Genomic DNA, 16,082 nt, shown 5'->3' with positions numbered 1-16,082 from the left:
TTCCGAAGGGAAAACAGATGAACGATCGATCGGGGCAGCAGGCATCGGCCGCCAGCGTGACCGCCGCCAAGGTGCCCAGCCGCGACGGACTGCTCGGCCTGGCCGTTGCCGTCGTCGTGGTGGCGGGGCTGTTCCTCGCCAAGGACGTGCTGATCCCGATCACGCTGGCCGTCCTTCTGTCGTTCGTCCTGTCGCCGATCGTCCTGCTGCTGCGGCGGTTGCAGATTCCGAAGGGCCTTGCCGTGTTCATCGCGGTGCTGAGCGCGCTTGGCGTGCTCGGCGGTATCGGGACCCTGGTCGGCGTCCAGGCGGCTTCGTTGTCGGACGAGGCGCCCCGCTATGTCACCAGCATCCAGTCCAAGATGGAGAATGCGACGGGTTTCCTGACCAGGTCGCTGCCGTTCCTGGGCGCCAACAGCCCGGCCCCGGCGGTGGGCGCCGATCCCCGGCTGGTACGCGGCACCCGAACCCACCCGCTGAACGTCCGCGTCGTCGAGCAGAAGGCACCGGTCCTGCAACAGGTCGGCGGCTATCTGGAGCCGGTCCTTGCCCCGTTCGAGACGTTCGTGATCGTGCTCGTCGTGGCGATCTTCATCCTGATGCAGAAGGAGGATCTGCGCGACCGGCTGATCCGGCTGTTCGGATCGTCCGACCTGCATCGCACGACCGCCGCGATGGACGATGCCGGGCGACGCCTCAGCCGCTATTTCCTGTCGCAACTGGCGGTGAATGCCAGTTTCGGCCTGACGGTCGGGATCGGCCTGTGGTTGATCGGCCTGCCGGTTCCCGCTTTATGGGGCATATTGGCGGGCGTGCTCCGCTTCGTTCCCTATATCGGTGCGCTGCTGGGGGCCGCCCTGCCGTTGGTGGTCGCCGCGGGGATCGATCCCGGCTGGTCGACCATGCTGATGGTCGCTGGGCTGTTCATCGTCCTCGAGCCCCTGATCGGCTATGTGATCGAGCCGCTTCTCTATGGCCATTCGACCGGGCTTTCGCCGCTGTCGGTGGTGCTGGCGGCGGTCTTCTGGACCTGGATATGGGGGCCGGTCGGGCTGGTCCTGTCGATGCCGCTCACCTTGCTGCTCGTCGTCCTCGGGCGGCATATTCCCAGCCTGGAATTCCTCGACGTGCTGCTCGGTGATCGCCCCGCGCTGACCCCGGTCGAAAGCTTCTATCAGCGGATGCTGGCCGAAGACCCCGACGAGGCGCTGGAGCAGGCCGAAAGCCAGCTCGCCGACCGGTCGCTGACGGCTTATTATGACGAAGTGGCGCTGGCCGCGCTGAAGCTGGCGGCGGCGGATGTCGAGCGTGGTGCGATCACCCGCGACCGCGCGACGCGTGTCGTGGACTCGATGCTCGTCCTCGTCGGCGAGCTCGACCATCAGGACGATACCGCAAGCACGCTGGAACCGCGCGGCGGATTGTTGCGGCCGCTGCCCGACGACCGTTCGGGCTTCGATGAAACGGCGCCCGCTTCGCTTCCTTCGGCGCCGTCCGGCTGGGAGCAGGGTGGCAGCGTATTGTGCATCGCGGGGCGCGGCGTGCTGGACGATGCGGTCACCGCCATGCTTCAGCAGTTGCTGACGAAGCGGGGCTTCGGTGCGAACCGGGTGCCCCACGAGGCGGGGTCGCGTGCCAATATCGACCGGCTCGATGCGTCGGGCGCCCGCATGGTGTGCATCTCCTATCTGGAGATTGGCGGGTCGCCATCGCATCTGCGCTATCTGGTCCGCCGTATCCGCTCTCGCGTCGGGCCCGTCCCGATCCTTGTCGGGCTGTGGCCGGAGGGAGAGGCGGCGCTGACCGACCGCGAGATCCAGCGGACGCTGGGCGCAGATATCTATGTCGGCACGCTGGGCGCGATGGTCGAGGCCTGTCTCGACCATGCCGGGGCCGAGCGGGAGGCGGCGGCATGACCGGGGCGGACGATCGTGCCGGCGAGGGTGCCCGGACGCCGTTGCAGGTGCCGCCTCGGGGATGGCTCGCCATTCTTCGGCGAACCTGGGCGGAGATGGGCACCGACAATATCGGGATCATCGCGGCCGGGATCGCCTTCTACGTCTTTGCCGCGATCGTGCCTACGCTGGGCGCGGTGGTGCTGAGCTATGGCCTGTTCGCCGATGCGGATACGGTTCGGCAGAATGTCGAGGGCCTGTTTGCCTCGCTGCCGCGCGATGCCGCATCGATCATCACCGATCAGTTGCTGACGGTGGTCGAAAGCTCGAAGAATAAGCAGGGCCTGGGCCTGGTCGTCGCGCTGTTGCTGGCCTGGTACGGCGCGACCAAGGGGTCGTCGGCGATCGTCACCGGCCTGAATGTGGCCTATGATACCCAGGAGACGCGCGGCTTCGTGCGGCTGAACCTGTTGCAATTCGCGATCGTGGCCGGGGGCGTCGCGTTGATCTTCGTCGCGATCGGCACGACGATGCTGCTCGCCTTTCTCAGCGGGCTGATCCCCGACGCGCCGACCCCGATCCTGCTACTGATCCGGCTGGGGGGCTATGTGTTGCTGGCCTTGCTGGTCGTCACGGCGGCGGCGATCCTGTTCCGGTTCGGCCCCGATCATCGCCATCCGCACTGGATATGGCTGTCGCCGGGGTCGGTGGGCGCGACCCTGTTGTGGCTGGCGGGAACGGCAGGGTTCGGATTTTATGTGTCCAACTTCGGCAATTATGGCGCGACCTATGGCTCGCTGAGCGCGGTCATCGTCACGCTCACCTGGCTCTGGCTGACCGCCTATGTGTTCCTGATGGGGGCGGAGCTCAACGCCGAGCTGGAACGGCAGGTGGAAGGCGAGGGGGCCGAGGCGAGCACCGCGGCCGATGGCCCGGTGACGCCGACAAATCCCGATTCCGCACAGGAACCCTCGGCCAGCACCCCGACCGCGACCCTGATGGCCTGGGCGGGGAACGGGACCATGGCCACGATCGGTTTCGCCCTGTTGCGCCGGGGGCGGCCAGTCGGGATCGTCGCCCTTTCGCTTGCCGCGCATGCCGCATGGCGAGGCCGGTCGCCGCGCCGCCGGGTCTGATCCCTCCACCGGGCGAGCACAGGCTATCCGTGCGCCGGGATGTGGCTTAAATGACGGCCGCAGACCCTGCCGCCTTGCCTCGTTCGAAGGATGTTTCATGCGTCTTCCCGTTGCCCTGCTCCTCGCGTCGTCTCTCGCTTTTCCGGTGCAGGCGGCCGTCCATCGCTATGGCGGCCTGACCCTCGCGCCGTCGGGTGGGGAAGTGGCCACGATCGAGCTGGACGGCGGCACGCATCCGGCCGTCGTGCTGCGCAATGCCTCGGACGGGCGGGTGATGCGCCGGATCGATCCCTGCGCGACGTGCAGCTATTCGGGGCTGACCTTCACGCCCAAGGGGGACGGCGTGGCCTTTCTGGCGCGCGACCGGGAGCGGGGCGTCGTGACCCTGATGATCGCGCGCGGTGACGGAGTACGCCCGGTCGCGACCGTCGAGGGGCTAGCTTCGACCCCGCGCTTCTCGCCCGATGGCAAGCGCGTGGCGATGCTCATCACTCTGGGCGCGACCAAGGATGTCGGTGCGACCCAGGCGGGCGCGCGGCAGGTCGGTGAGATCGGCGTCGCCAATGACGAACAGCGTCTGGCCATCGTGCCGGTAGGAGAGGGGGCGATCGCCAAGGCGATGCCGCTGTCGCCGCAGGGCCGCTATATCTACGAATATGACTGGACGCCCGACGGGAGCGCGCTGGTCGTGACCTCGGCGCTCGGCAATGGCGATGCGAACTGGTGGGTGGCGACGCTCGACCGGGTAGATGCCACCACCGGCGCGGTGACCGCGATCGCCAAGCCGTCGACCCAGATCAACATGCCGCGCGTCTCGCCTGATGGGAAGACGGTCGCCTATATCGGCGGCCTGATGAGCGATTTCGGCTCGATCGGCGGCGATGTCTGGACGGTACCGCTGGCCGGGGGCACGCCGACCGACCAGACCAAGGGGCAGCCGATCACCTTCACCTCGCTGGCCTGGACCAAGGGCGGGCTGCGCGCCGCGACGCTGCGCAACGACCAGATGGGGGCCGTCGCCATCGAGCCCGGTCGCGCCCCGCGCCCGCTATTCGCCCGGCCGGTGGGCCTCTCCGCCGGGGACGGCCGGATCGCCTGGGATGCGAAGGGCGAGATGGCCGCCAGCGTCGTCGAGGACTTCACCCATGCGCCCGCCATCTATGCGGGGCCTGCCACCGCCTTGCGCCAGATCACCCATGACAATGACGCCGCGCAGCCCGCCGTCCAGGCGCGCAGCGTGACCTGGACGAATGAGGGCTTCACCGTCCAGGGCTGGCTGTTGTCGCCGCTGTCGGCGCGGCCCGGTGTGAAGGCCCCGATGATCGTGCAGGTCCATGGCGGTCCGGCGGCGGCCAGCACGCCGCGCTTCATCGAGAAGGGGTTGGCCAGCGCGTTCGAGGATGCGGGCTATTACCGCTTCCTCCCCAATCCGCGAGGCTCCTATGGTCAGGGCGAGGCCTTCACCGCCGCCAACAAGCGCGACTTTGGCGGCGGCGACCTGCGCGACATCCTGGCGGGGATCGATGCGGTCGAGAAGCTGGCCCCGGTCGACGATGCGCGGCTGGGCCTGACCGGCTGTTCCTATGGCGGCTTCATGGCGATGTGGGCGAATACCCAGACCAACCGCTTCAAGGCGATCGTGGCGGGCGCCGGGCTGTCCGACTGGGTGAGCTATTACGGGACCAACGGCATCAACACCTGGATGATCCCCTATTTCGGCAAGTCGGTCTATGATGACTACAAGGCCTATGAGGACGTCTCGGCGGTCTATCACGTCAAGACCGCCCGCACCCCGACCTTCATCTATGTCGGCGAGCGGGATATCGAGGTGCCGCCGACCCAGTCGGTCGAATGGTGGAATGCGCTGAAGAGCCAGGACGTGCCGACCAGCCTCGTCATCTATCCCGATGCCGGCCATTGCGTGCCGACTCAGGCGGGCGATGTGATGAACCGGCAACTGGCATGGTTCGGCAAATATCTGGGCCAGCCCCAGCGCTGACCGCCCGCCCCGCCGCCTAGGGACGGAGCGGAGATGGCCCCCGCGTGGCGGCGGGGGCGTCGTTCAGGACGGCGTGGCCGGTGTCGGCTCGGCGGGTTTCGGGGGTAGGTCCACCTTGATCTCGACGCGGCGATTCTTGTCGCGTCCTTCCGGATCGTCCGATCCGTCGGGCTTGCGGTTGGGCGCGACCGGGTTGGCCTCGCCCATGGCGATGACGGTGATCCGGTCGGCGGCGGTGCCCTTTTCGACCAGATAGTCCCGCACCGCCTCGGCCCGGCGGCGCGAGGCGATCAGGTTGGACGCGTCGGAGCCGTGGGAGTCGCTATGGCCCCAGATCGTGATCGCACCGCCCAGGCCGAAGACGGGTTCGGCGATCAACGCGTCGATCTGCGCAAGCCCCTTGTCATCGGGCTTGGCGCCCTTGGCGGGGAAGGCGATGGTCAGGTCGATCGGCTCGGGCGTCGGCGACGGGGTGGGGGCGGGTTCGATATCCGCGCGGATGATCGATTTGGTCTCGACCTGCTCGTTCCCCATCGCGCTGTTGTCCGGCGATGCCGTATTGGCGACGGGTTCGACCTGCGCGGTGTCGTTCGCGGGCGCCGGGCCCGCTGGCTGACAGGCGGCGATGCCCAGCGCGAGGGTCATCGCCGCGAGCGATTGCGCGGCCCGTTCGTTCAGCCTCTTGGTCGTCATGCGACAGCCTCTCCATTCTGGAATTGCAGTCTAGCCTCCGGATCCGCGTGGCGCGAGGGTCCATAGGACACGACGATGTCGCCCTTTTGCGGCATGGGCCGCGCGGCATGGGTGAAGAAGCGGATGCGGCCGTCCTTGCGCAGGACGAACAGCATGTCCGCCTCGTCGGGCAATGCCGAGCGGGCATGGTCGAAGTTGAACTGCTCGCTGATCCGGGTGCTGCGGAAGGTCCAGCCCGCCGCCTCGCGCCGAAGAATATCCTCGACCCCATGCCCGGCGGTGAACATGGCGCGCCCGCGCAAGGCACCCGGCAGGCTGCGATGGTCATGGTCGTCGCCGCTGCCACCCAGCTGATAGACCGAATCCCGGCCGATATGATGGGCAAATTCGCTGCAGACCAGCGCATTATAGGCCTCGTTCTCGGTGGTGGCGACCAGCACCTGGAACTGGCTGAGGTCCAGCCGTTCTTCCGTCGCTTCCGCCAGCAGCTCGCCATGATAGGTCGCGATCCCGACCTGCCGCGCGGCCGACAGCCGCTGCCAGCTCGAGTCCGTGATGCTGACTGGCAGTCCCAGCGACTGGATCTGGCGGGCCAGCGCGATGCTCCATGGCGTGCTGCCGACGATCAGCAGCCCTTTCTGCATCGCGCCCGTGACCTTCAGCCAGCGCGCGACGAAGCGGATGCTGAACCCATGGGCGATGATCGTCGCAACCACGACGGCAAAGGACAAAGTGACGAGGATATTGCCATTGCCATAGCCGAGCTGGTCGAGCCGCAGCGCAAACAGCCCCGACACCGCCACCGCGACCACGCCGCGCGGGGCGATCCATGCCACCAGCAGCCGCTCGTTCCAGGGGATCTTGCTGAAGGCCAGCGCGATCAGCACGGTCGCCGGACGCACCAGAAACAGCAGCGCAAGCAGGAAGGCGGCAAACCGCCATTCGAATAGCCGCAGGACCTCGAAATTCAGCGAGGCCGACAGGATGACGAACACGCCGGAGATCAGCAGGACGGTGACATTCTCCTTGAACGGATGAATGTCGCGCAGCGAGTCCAGCCGCATATTGGCGACCGCGACGCCCATGACCGTGACCGCCAGCAGGCCCGTCTCCTGCTGGATCAGGTTGGACAGGACGAAGGTGCCGATGACCGCGACCAGCAGGACCGGGGCCTTCAGATATTCGGGCACATGGCCGCGCGGAAAGGCCCAGGCGATCGCGCGGGCCATCGCATAGCCGATGAGTCCCGACACCACGGCCGCACCGAGCAGCGCGACGACCACCGAGATCAGGGTTCCGCCCTGGTCGACGCGCCGGAGATATTCATAGGTGATGACCGCACATAGCGCACCGAACGGATCGTTGACGATCGCCTCCCATTTCAGGATCGCGCGGGGCCGCGCCGCGATGTTGCTCTGCCGCAGCAAGGGGATGACGACGGTGGGGCCGGTCACGACCAGGATGCCTGCGAACAAAATCGCCACCGGCCAGACCAGCCCCGCGACATAATAGCAGGCCAGCGCCCCCAGCACCCAGCCGAGCGGAATGCCGATCATCATCAACCGGGTCACGGCGCCCTCGGTCTTGCGCAGTTCGCGGAAATTGAGGCTAAGGCCCCCCTCGAACAGGATCAGCGCGACCGCGACCGAGATCATCGGCTCCAGCAATTCGCCGAAGATATGTTCGGGAACGATCAGCCCGGTGATCGGCCCGGCGATGACCCCCGCCGCCAGCATCAGGGCGATGGCGGGCCATCCCGTTCGCCAGGCAATCCATTGCGCACCGATCCCCAGGACACCGATCAATGCGAAGACAAGCGCGTGTTGTTCCATAGGGCCACTTAACACCCGGATACGGTAAAGGTAACCGCAGCGGCCGCCGACGCATCGCACTTGCCCCCCGGTCCGCCGGGCGGTCGCGCGTATGACGGGTCAATAGGGTGGCGCGTTGCGGGCCCGATGTTCACGCGCGGCCGCCGCCCACCAGCGCAGATCGTCGGCAAAGCGCGGAAAGGCCTTGGTCAGCGCGGCCCCGCCCTCGCCGGTCGGCTGCCCCCGGTCGTCCAGCGCATGGCCGATGCCGCCCACCGCCAGCGTGCTCGACACGACGACCATTCCCATTTCCGACAGCGTGCCGTGCCATGCGACGCTGGCATGGGCGCCCGCAAGCCGTCCCGCCGAATAGCTGGCGATGGCGGCCGGACGCCAATACCATTCCTCCAGGAAGTGATCGATCAGGTTCTTCAGGCCCGGCTGTTGGCCCCAATTATATTCGCCGGTCACGAAGACGAAAGCATCGGCGCTGCGGATCCTGCTCGCCAGCCGCTCCATCGCCTCGGGTGCCTCGCCCGCACGATATTCCTTGTACATCCGGTCGAGCATCGGCAGGCCGACCGCCCGGGCGTCGATCAGTTCGGCCTCCGCGCCCCGTTCGCGGAACGCGCGGACCAGATAGTCGGCCAGGCGAATGCCCTGCCGGTCGGACCGGTACGAACCGTAGAAGATCAGGATAGTATCCGCCATCGCGCACCTCGCGGCCCGATCATGACCGTATGAGATGATCCCGGCAAGCCACTCTTATCCCCTGATATATCGCGTCACATTGGTGGCCAGCACGTCCAGGGGCACATTGCCGCCGTCCACCACCGCCTGATCGAAGTCTCGCAGATCGTAGCGGGCACCGAGCGCTGCCTTGGCCCGGTCGCGCTGGGCGACGATCTCGGCGCGTCCGACCTCATAGCCACAGGCCTGGCCCGGCCATGCGCAATAGCGGTCGACCTCGCTCACGGCGTTACTGCGCGGCAGGCCGGTGGCGGCGATGAACTCGGCCAGCGCCTTGTCGCGCGACCAGCCGAGCGCGTGGATGCCGGTATCGACGATCAATCGCACCGCGCGCCATGCCAGCCCCATCAGATAGCCCAGCCGCCCGGCGGGATCGTCGCGGTACATGCCCAGCTCGTCGGCGAGCTGTTCGGCATAGAGGGCCCACCCCTCCGAATAGGCGTTGAACGCCAGGATCGAGCGGATCAGCGGCAGTTGCTGGGCATATTCGCCCTGCCAGACATGGCCCGGTATCCCCTCGTGATAGACCAGATCGGGAATGGTGACGCGGTTGTGGATCGACGGGTCGCCCAGATTGACCCAGACCTTGCCCGGTTCGCGTCCGTCGATCGTGCCGGGGCCGCCATAGGCCGCCGGTGCGCCCGGTTCCTGCGCCGGAGGCATGCGGCGAATTTCCAGATGTCCCCGCGCCAGACGCCGGAACGCTTCGGGCAGGCGCGGGCGGATCGCGTCGATCCGGCCCTGCATATAGGCGATGATCTCGCGCCGCCCCGCGTCGCCATCGGGGAAGCCGATGCCGGGGCGACGCTGATAGGCCATGGTACGCTCGGCGACGCTCCCCTGGGTCAGGCCCGCCTGGCGCAGAATCGCATCCATCTGTGCCTGCAGATCGGCCAGCCGTGCGCGGCCCATGGCGTGCAGCTCGGTCGCGCTGCGCCGTGTCGTCGTGCCCGCACGCAGGCCCCATGCATACCATTCGGGGCCGTGCGGGCGGCTGTTCATCCCCGCCGCATCGGTCGCCACCGCCCGCTGCGCGCGCAATTCGGTCAGCTGTCGCTCCAGCGCGGGCACGATCGCGGCGCGGACGATCCGTGCCGCCTGCGCGGTCCAGTCGCCGGGGATGGCGGCCGCCTTGCGTGCCAGCGGACCGATCAGCGGTCCGTCGCTCTTCGCCGCCTCCGCGATCGTGCCGGTCATCCCCGCGATCGTCTTGTCGAGCAGGAAGGAGGGCGGCACGACACCCTGCTGGCGCGCCCGGCGGATACGCGTCGTCTCGCCGTCCAGCTGGGCGGGCATGGCAGCGAGGCGGGCCAGATAGGCTTCGGCATCGGCCTTGTCGCGGACCGGCTGGTCGCCGTCGAGCATCTGCGGCACGTCCAGCCACGCCCCGACATTCTGGATCACGGCATAGGGCGTGTTGCGCCAGTCGCCGATGGTCGCCACGCCATAGGGCAGGGCCATGCCGTCCAGCGCAGTGCGAAAGGCGGTCTCGACCACCGCCAGGCTGGTCGCGGTCGCGGCATCCAGGCCGGTTCGCGGCACCCGCGCCAGATCGCGCAGCCCCTCGCCAAGAAAACGCTGCCGTGCCGCCACGCCCGCCGGCGAGCGATCCTCCAGCGCGCGCCGCAGTCCGGCATGCACGCCGGTATCGACACCCAGACTGGTCGCCCGCTCCGGCGCCAGCGCCAGCAGCTGCCAGGCCAGCCGGTCGAGCAGCGCGCCCGCGTCGCCGGTGGCGGCGGCCAGTCCCTGGGTCGACGCCGTGACGGAAACGGCGCCGAGCCCGATCAGCGTGTCGCGGCGGGAAATAGCTCTGTTCATTCCCGATAGATGACCGGCCCGAGGCGCGGCGTCAAATGACACCGGCCTGACAGGTCGACAGCGCAATTCCGGCGCGTCCCGCAAAAATTTCAGGACCCCGTCCCCCTGACGATCGGTTCAGCTTGGCGTAGGGTTGCGTCGTGCATGGGGCGTTCCTGCGACGACATTGGACTGAATAGGGGCTATCACACCAACATGACCGTATCGCGTTTTTCCGTCTCCGGCCAATCGGTCGCCCGGCTTCTGGCCACCCTCGCGACCGGCACGCTGGTCGCGGCGCCCGTGATGGCGCAGATCGCACCGCCGCCCGTCATGGTGCCCGCGCCCTCGACCCAGACGCCCCCCGGTGCGACCGTTCAGCCCGTGCCCCAGGCTGTGCCGCCCAGCATCGTCGCGCCGGTGGCGATGCCGAGCCTGACCGATGCCCAGGCGCATCAGCTCGCCACCCTCATCGCCAAGGGCGAGGTGACGCAGGGGCTGCGCTCCGGCGCGCAGCGCGATCTGTCGGCGCTGTCGCCCGCCGCGCTGACCCGCGTGGCGCTCGACTATGCCCATGCGGTTCATGCCGGACGGCTCGACCCGTCCGACTTCTCCAAGGACTGGGGCATCAGGCCGCAGCCCTATGACCCGCTGCCCGGCTTTGCCGATGCGGTGCAGAAGGACCGGCTGGCGGCCTGGGTCGCCTCGCTGCCGCCACCCTATGCGGGGTATGACGCGCTGGTGACGGGGCTGGCGCGATACCGGGCCATGGCGGCGGCGGGGGGCTGGTCGCCTCTGCCGTCCACGACCATCGCTTTCGGATCGAGCGGCCCGCTGGTCCAGCAGTTACGCAAGCGACTGGTGATGGAGGACCCCGCCGTCAGCGCGACCGGCGCGACCTTCGACGAGAACCTGCTGGCGGCGGTGCGGCGGGCGCAGCGGCGCTACGGCCTCAACCCGGTCGGCACCGTCGGCAGCCAGACGGTCGCGGCGTTGAACGTGCCGGTCGGCCAGCGCATCCGCCAGATCATGGCCAATATGGAACGCTGGCGCTGGTTGCCGCAGCAGCTGGAGGCCAAGCGCGTCCAGGTGAACATCGCGGCCGCCGTGCTGACCGTGTTCGACGGCGACAATCCGGTCATGTCGATGAAGGCCGTGACGGGACGGCCGGGCAACGAGACGCCGATGCTGGTTTCCTCGATCCACAGCATCGTGCTCAATCCGCCGTGGAACGTGCCCAGCTCGATCGCGAACAAGGAGCTGTGGCCCAAGGAAAAGGCCAATCCGGGCTATCTGAAGCGCAACGGTTTTCGCGTGATCGACAATGGCGACGGCAGCAAGCGGTTGCAGCAGGCTTCGGAGAAGAGCGCGCTGGGGCGGTTCAAGTTCGACTTCCCCAACGACTTCGCGGTCTATCTCCACGACACGCCCGCCCAGTCGGGCTTCTCGAAATTCGACCGGCTCGCCAGCCATGGCTGCGTCCGGTTGGAAAAGCCCGCCGATCTCGCCGCGCTGATGCTGAAGACGACGCCCGAATGGCAACCGGCGCAGGTCGACGCCGTTCTCGCCTCCGGCAAGACGGTGCGCGCGACGATGGCCGAACCGGTGGCGGTCTATCTGCTATACTGGACGGCCTTTGCCGGGGCGGACGGGCAGGTGGGCTTCCGTGAGGACCCATATGGCTGGGACGCGCAACTGGCGACCAAGCTGGAGGCGCGGTCCGCCGAGCGGGCGGCCGCGACCGCGAATTGATGAGTGCGAAAGGGGATAAGATGATGAAGACCAACAATATGCGCCGCTGGGGTCTGGTGGCCGCTGCCATGCTGCTTCCCGCGCTGGCGGGCTGTTCGCAGTCCACGCCGGAGGAACAGCCGGTGGCCGCCGCCGCCGAGAATGAGCTGACCGTGACCGACGGCGCGGCCGACGAGAATATGACGGCGGTCGCCAATATGGACGAGGTTGCGGCGCCCGCGACCAATGCCGCCGAGGAAATCCCGCCGCCGCCGCCCGAGCGGACCGTCGACCAGCAGATGCTCGACGACGCCTCGGCCACCGGCATGACGTCGCGCGTGCAGCGCGATGCGCCTGCGGCCGATGCTCCCGCGACCGAGCGCAAGGGCGGCGAGTAAGTCTGGCCCGGTGAGGGCGGGCGGCACGGCCCGTCTGCCCCCTTGCAAGGATAAGAGCGCATGAGCGAAGCCAGTGTCCATGCCGCGGGCGAACAGCATCTCGTCCATCGCACCGGCTGGCTTCGCGCTGCGGTGCTGGGGGCCAATGACGGGATCATCTCGGTATCCAGCCTCATCGTCGGCGTCGCGGCGGCTCCGGGGGCCACGGCCGGAACGGTGCTGCTGGCAGGGATCGCCGCGCTGGTCGGTGGCGCCTTGTCGATGGCGGCGGGCGAATATGTCTCGGTGAGTTCGCAGGCGGACACCGAACAGGCCGACCTGGCACGCGAGGCGGCGGAACTGGTCCGCGCACCGCTCGCCGAAACGCGCGAGCTGGCGGCGATCTATGAGGCGCGTGGGGTCGAGGCCGGGCTGGCCCGGCAGGTCGCCGAGCAGATGATGGCGCATGACGCGCTCGGCGCGCATCGCCGCGACGAACTGGGGCTGGCGGATGATGGCGGGTCCGATCCGTTGCAGGCGGCCTTGTTCTCCGCCGGGGCCTTCGCCTCGGGCGCGATCCTGCCGGTGCTCGCCGCGCTCAGTCCGCGCGGCATGGTGCTTTATGCGGTGCCGGGGACCGCGCTGCTCCTCCTGGCCGTACTGGGGGCCCTCGGCGCGCGGGCGGGCGGTGCCCCGATCGGGCGCGGGGCGATCCGTGTCGTCCTGCTCGGTGCGCTGGCCATGGGTGTCACCGCGCTGATCGGGACGCTGACCGGCGGCATCGTCTAGGTGGCCGTGTTGAGCCATTCGCGCGGCCGGTGCGTTGACCCGTCTCCATCAGGAGAGTGACATGCGCGACGAACTCGACACCCCGACCGAACCCCAGAGCTTTGGCGACTTGCCGATCCAGCCGACCGGATCGGGTGTCCAGGATCTGGAAATCGCCTATGAGCAGATGCGCCTGACCGAAGCGGATGCGGCCCCCGCGCCCGATGCCAATGATGCGATCGCCGAGAGCGAGGCGCATCCGAGCTGATCGTGACGATCCCGTCGGCCGATCGCACAGGGCATTCCCATTCGGAAAATATCTCGTATTGTGACGAGCGATACCAGATAGTGGATTCTCGATATGGTGGACCCAGTGCATTTCGACCGGCGGAGCCTGTTGCTATCGGCCACCGGCATGGCCGTGACGATGGGGCACACATCCGCCCCGGCGGCCACTCTCCCCATACGCGCCGAGGCCGCCCAGGGTGCCGGTGCGACCTGCTGGCTCGACGGTGTACCACCGGACGGCCATGAGGGAATGACCTGGGGCCAGCCTTGGCCCAGGGGGACGAAACTGTCCTCAGCCTACCGCCTGGCGGGGGATGGATCGGCTCCGCTGCAAAGCTGGCCGCTCGCCTATTGGCCCGACGGATCAATCAAATGGACGGGCCATGCCCTGGCCGCCGATGCGGGGCGCGCCGCCAGCCTGCGCGTCGAGCCGGGAAAGGCGCGGCAGGCATCGCCCTCTTCCGCCACGGCGCGGAGCTTTGCCGATCGGATCGAGGTGACGGTCGGCGATACGCTCTGGACGATCGGGCGACAGGGCGAGGCGATTATCCGCTCGGCGCGGCGCGGCGGCAAGACGGTCATGCGCGACGTCGGCCTCTTCGCGACGGCGCAGGACGCGCCCGACGAGGAGGATGGCGCCGCGCCCCGGCTGCTCCGCTATGCGGGGCGGATCGAGCGCGCCACGGTGGAGCAGGATGGCCCCATCCGGGTCGTCGTGCGGGTCGAGGGGCGTCATGCCGCGCCCGACGAACAATGGCTGCCCTTTTCGCTGCGCCTCTATTTCCATGCCGGATCGGCATCGGTGCGGATCGTCCATAGCCTGATCTTCGACGCAGATCCCGCGCGGCGGTTCGTGCGCGGGCTGGGGCTGAGCGGGCAGGTGCCGATGACCGATCCGCTGCACGACCGGCATGTCCGCTTCGCCGGGCAGGGCGATGGCCTGTGGGCGGAGGCGGTCCGGCCGCTAACGGGATTGCGCCGCGATCCGGGGCGCGCCTTCCGCGAGGCGCAGGTTGCCGGACGGGAAACGCCGCCGCTGGCGACGATGGCGGCGGCGGTGCGCGACCGGCTGGATTACATCCCGGCCTGGGGCGAGTTCCGGCTGCGCCAGCCCAATGCCGACGGCTTCACCATCCGCAAGCGGACCGCCAGCGGCCATGGCTGGGTGCCGGTCGACGGCGCCGGGCGCGCGGCGGGGCTGGGCTATGTGGGGGGTGCGCGGGGCGGTGGCGTCGCCTTTGCGATGCATGATTTCTGGCGGCGATGCCCGGTCGGGCTGGACGTGGCCGAAGCGACCGGCGAGGCGGCGCGCTTCACCCTGTGGTATCACGCGCCCGACGCGCCCGCGATGGATCTGCGCTTCTATCACGATGAGATGGGGATGACCGACTATGCCCGGCAGAACGAAGGGCTGGACATCACCTATGAGGATTATGAGCCTGGCTGGGGCGATGCGCGCGGGATCGCGCGGACGACCGAATTCCGGCTCTGGGCGCTCGACACGACGCCGACCCGCGAGCGGCTGATCCGGATGGCGGCGCAGATCGAGGCGCCGCCCCGCCTGCTCGCGACCGGCGAAGCGGTTCATGCGGCGGGGGTGTTCGGTGCCTGGACGTTGGCGGGACCACCCGGCGGCGACGCGGCGGGACGGATCGAGGCGCGAGCCTCGCGCGAGCTGGATTTCTATATCGGGCAAGTCGAGCAGCGGCGCTGGTACGGCTTTTGGGATTACGGCGACGTCATGCACAGCTATGACGCGGATCGCCATGTCTGGCGCTACGATATCGGCGGTTTCGCGTGGGATAACAGCGAGCTGTCGACCGACCTGTGGCTGTGGTACGCCTATCTGCGGACCGGGCGCGCCGATGTCTTCCGGATGGCGGAGGCGATGACGCGGCATACGGGCGAGGTCGATGTCTATCATCTCGGCCGCTTCCGGGGGCTTGGGACGCGTCACGGGGTGCAGCATTGGGGCGACAGCTCGAAACAGCCGCGCATCTCCAATGCCGCCTATCGCCGCATCTATTATTACCTGACCGCCGACGAGCGGTGCGGCGACCTGATGCACGCGCTGATCGACAGCGACCAGACGCTTCGCCATGTCGAGATCGGGCGCAAGGTCGGGGCCCGCGCGCCCGGTTCGGAGCCACCCGGCGGCACCGGCGCGGTGGTCGCGGAGGGCAGGCTGCCGCCGGGACAGGTCTTCGTCCAGTTCGGCACCGTCTGGGGGCCGCTGGTGGCGGCCTGGATGACCGAGTGGGAACGGACGGGCGATCCGCGCTGGCGCGACCGGATCGTGGCGGGAATGCAGTCGCTCGCCGCTCTGCCCCGCCAATGGTTTGCGGGCGGCGCGCCTTTCGATCTCGCCACAGGACGCTTTGTCGGCGAGGGCGACCGGGTGAGCATGAGCCATCTGAACGGGGTCTTCGGCGTGTTCGAGACGATGGCCGAACTGCTCGAACTGGTCGATGTGCCCGCCTATCGCGAGGCCTGGCTGGACTATTGCGCCTATTATAATGCCCCGACCGACCTGTTCCGCGCGAAGACCGGCGATCCGGGCAAGGGGCGGGGGCTGACCCAGGCCCATTCGCGCTATACCGCCTATGCCGCCGTCCAGCGCCGCGACCCCGCGCTGGCCCGCCGAGCCTGGACGGAGTTCCTGGGGGCGGGCGACCGCGCCACGCGCGATCAGGCCAAGGGCGCGGTGCGCGTGTCCGGTCCAGCGGTGCTCAAGCCGGTGGACGAAATCCCCGACATCTCGACCAACGACGCCGCCCAATGGGGGCTGGCGGCGACCGCCAATCTGGCGCTGATCGGCCGGTGGCTGTCGTGAG

12 protein-coding genes are annotated in these 16,082 nt (G+C 68.5%); 8 read left to right on the top strand and 4 right to left on the bottom strand.

The genetic code is table 11. The features are described from left to right. Positions 1-17 precede the first annotated feature (17 nt). The 3 genes from ACFX59_RS05575 to ACFX59_RS05565 all read left to right on the top strand — a co-directional run bounded on the left by ACFX59_RS05575 (position 18) and on the right by ACFX59_RS05565 (position 5,030). Positions 18-1,916 (top strand): AI-2E family transporter, encoded by a 1,899-nt coding sequence (locus tag ACFX59_RS05575; protein WP_387430432.1) that lies wholly within the window; start codon positions 18-20, stop codon positions 1,914-1,916. Further along, positions 1,913-3,031 carry a YihY/virulence factor BrkB family protein gene (locus ACFX59_RS05570; RefSeq protein WP_387430430.1) on the top strand — a complete coding sequence of 373 codons (1,119 nt, stop codon included), beginning with the start codon at positions 1,913-1,915 and terminating at the stop codon, positions 3,029-3,031. The genes ACFX59_RS05575 and ACFX59_RS05570 overlap by 4 nt, the downstream gene beginning before the upstream one ends. A gap of 97 nt (positions 3,032-3,128) precedes the next feature. Next, the gene (locus ACFX59_RS05565; RefSeq protein ID WP_387430428.1) at positions 3,129-5,030 is read left to right on the top strand and encodes a prolyl oligopeptidase family serine peptidase; all 1,902 of its coding nucleotides are present in this window, start codon (positions 3,129-3,131) and stop codon (positions 5,028-5,030) included. A gap of 63 nt (positions 5,031-5,093) precedes the next feature. Here ACFX59_RS05565 and ACFX59_RS05560 read toward each other — a convergent pair whose 3' ends face one another. From ACFX59_RS05560 to ACFX59_RS05545, 4 genes are all read right to left on the bottom strand, one after another. Further along, on the bottom strand, positions 5,094-5,723 hold the full coding sequence (locus ACFX59_RS05560; RefSeq protein WP_387430426.1) for an OmpA family protein: 630 nt from the start codon (positions 5,721-5,723) through the stop codon (positions 5,094-5,096). Continuing rightward, positions 5,720-7,555 (bottom strand): sodium:proton antiporter, encoded by a 1,836-nt coding sequence (locus ACFX59_RS05555; RefSeq protein WP_309695192.1) that lies wholly within the window; start codon positions 7,553-7,555, stop codon positions 5,720-5,722. Before ACFX59_RS05555 ends, ACFX59_RS05560 begins: the two co-directional genes overlap by 4 nt. A 99-nt stretch (positions 7,556-7,654) precedes the next feature. Beyond that, the gene (locus tag ACFX59_RS05550) at positions 7,655-8,245 is read right to left on the bottom strand and encodes an NADPH-dependent FMN reductase (RefSeq protein ID WP_387430424.1); all 591 of its coding nucleotides are present in this window, start codon (positions 8,243-8,245) and stop codon (positions 7,655-7,657) included. A gap of 54 nt (positions 8,246-8,299) precedes the next feature. Continuing rightward, entirely contained in the window at positions 8,300-10,105 is a 1,806-nt protein-coding gene (locus ACFX59_RS05545) for a DUF885 domain-containing protein (protein ID WP_387430422.1), read from the bottom strand. Positions 10,106-10,300: 195 nt separating this feature from the next. Between ACFX59_RS05545 and ACFX59_RS05540 the strand changes: the two genes are divergently transcribed. The 5 genes from ACFX59_RS05540 (at position 10,301) to ACFX59_RS05520 (ending at position 16,081) form a co-directional block, all read left to right on the top strand. Then, entirely contained in the window at positions 10,301-11,836 is a 1,536-nt protein-coding gene (locus ACFX59_RS05540) for a murein L,D-transpeptidase (protein WP_387430420.1), read from the top strand. A gap of 20 nt (positions 11,837-11,856) precedes the next feature. Then, positions 11,857-12,213 (top strand): hypothetical protein, encoded by a 357-nt coding sequence (locus ACFX59_RS05535; protein ID WP_387430418.1) that lies wholly within the window; start codon positions 11,857-11,859, stop codon positions 12,211-12,213. Between the two features lie 60 nt (positions 12,214-12,273). Beyond that, complete coding sequence (locus ACFX59_RS05530) at positions 12,274-12,981, top strand: VIT family protein (RefSeq protein ID WP_387430416.1); 708 nt, start codon at positions 12,274-12,276, stop codon at positions 12,979-12,981. 61 nt (positions 12,982-13,042) lie between these two features. Continuing rightward, entirely contained in the window at positions 13,043-13,228 is a 186-nt protein-coding gene (locus ACFX59_RS05525; RefSeq protein ID WP_309695205.1) for a hypothetical protein, read from the top strand. Between the two features lie 93 nt (positions 13,229-13,321). Continuing rightward, positions 13,322-16,081 (top strand): Tat pathway signal sequence domain protein, encoded by a 2,760-nt coding sequence (locus ACFX59_RS05520; RefSeq protein WP_387430414.1) that lies wholly within the window; start codon positions 13,322-13,324, stop codon positions 16,079-16,081. Position 16,082: the final 1 nt, after the last annotated feature.

Source organism: Sphingomonas sp. NCPPB 2930, from assembly GCF_042867205.1.
Taxonomy (GTDB): domain Bacteria; phylum Pseudomonadota; class Alphaproteobacteria; order Sphingomonadales; family Sphingomonadaceae; genus Sphingomonas.
The sequence above is the reverse complement of the archived record's forward strand: the minus strand, read 5'-3'. Positions and strand labels throughout refer to the sequence as shown.

Bases quoted from the DNA above. Each gene is read 5' to 3' on its own strand.
- ACFX59_RS05575 (WP_387430432.1), top strand. From the start codon at position 18: ATGAACGATCGATCGGGGCAGCAGGCATCGGCCGCCAGCGTGACCGCC.
- ACFX59_RS05570 (WP_387430430.1), top strand. From the start codon at position 1,913: ATGACCGGGGCGGACGATCGTGCCGGCGAGGGTGCCCGGACGCCGTTG.
- ACFX59_RS05565 (WP_387430428.1), top strand. From the start codon at position 3,129: ATGCGTCTTCCCGTTGCCCTGCTCCTCGCGTCGTCTCTCGCTTTTCCG.
- ACFX59_RS05560 (WP_387430426.1), bottom strand. From the start codon at position 5,723: ATGACGACCAAGAGGCTGAACGAACGGGCCGCGCAATCGCTCGCGGCG.
- ACFX59_RS05555 (WP_309695192.1), bottom strand. From the start codon at position 7,555: ATGGAACAACACGCGCTTGTCTTCGCATTGATCGGTGTCCTGGGGATC.
- ACFX59_RS05550 (WP_387430424.1), bottom strand. From the start codon at position 8,245: ATGGCGGATACTATCCTGATCTTCTACGGTTCGTACCGGTCCGACCGG.
- ACFX59_RS05545 (WP_387430422.1), bottom strand. From the start codon at position 10,105: ATGAACAGAGCTATTTCCCGCCGCGACACGCTGATCGGGCTCGGCGCC.
- ACFX59_RS05540 (WP_387430420.1), top strand. From the start codon at position 10,301: ATGACCGTATCGCGTTTTTCCGTCTCCGGCCAATCGGTCGCCCGGCTT.
- ACFX59_RS05535 (WP_387430418.1), top strand. From the start codon at position 11,857: ATGATGAAGACCAACAATATGCGCCGCTGGGGTCTGGTGGCCGCTGCC.
- ACFX59_RS05530 (WP_387430416.1), top strand. From the start codon at position 12,274: ATGAGCGAAGCCAGTGTCCATGCCGCGGGCGAACAGCATCTCGTCCAT.
- ACFX59_RS05525 (WP_309695205.1), top strand. From the start codon at position 13,043: ATGCGCGACGAACTCGACACCCCGACCGAACCCCAGAGCTTTGGCGAC.
- ACFX59_RS05520 (WP_387430414.1), top strand. From the start codon at position 13,322: ATGGTGGACCCAGTGCATTTCGACCGGCGGAGCCTGTTGCTATCGGCC.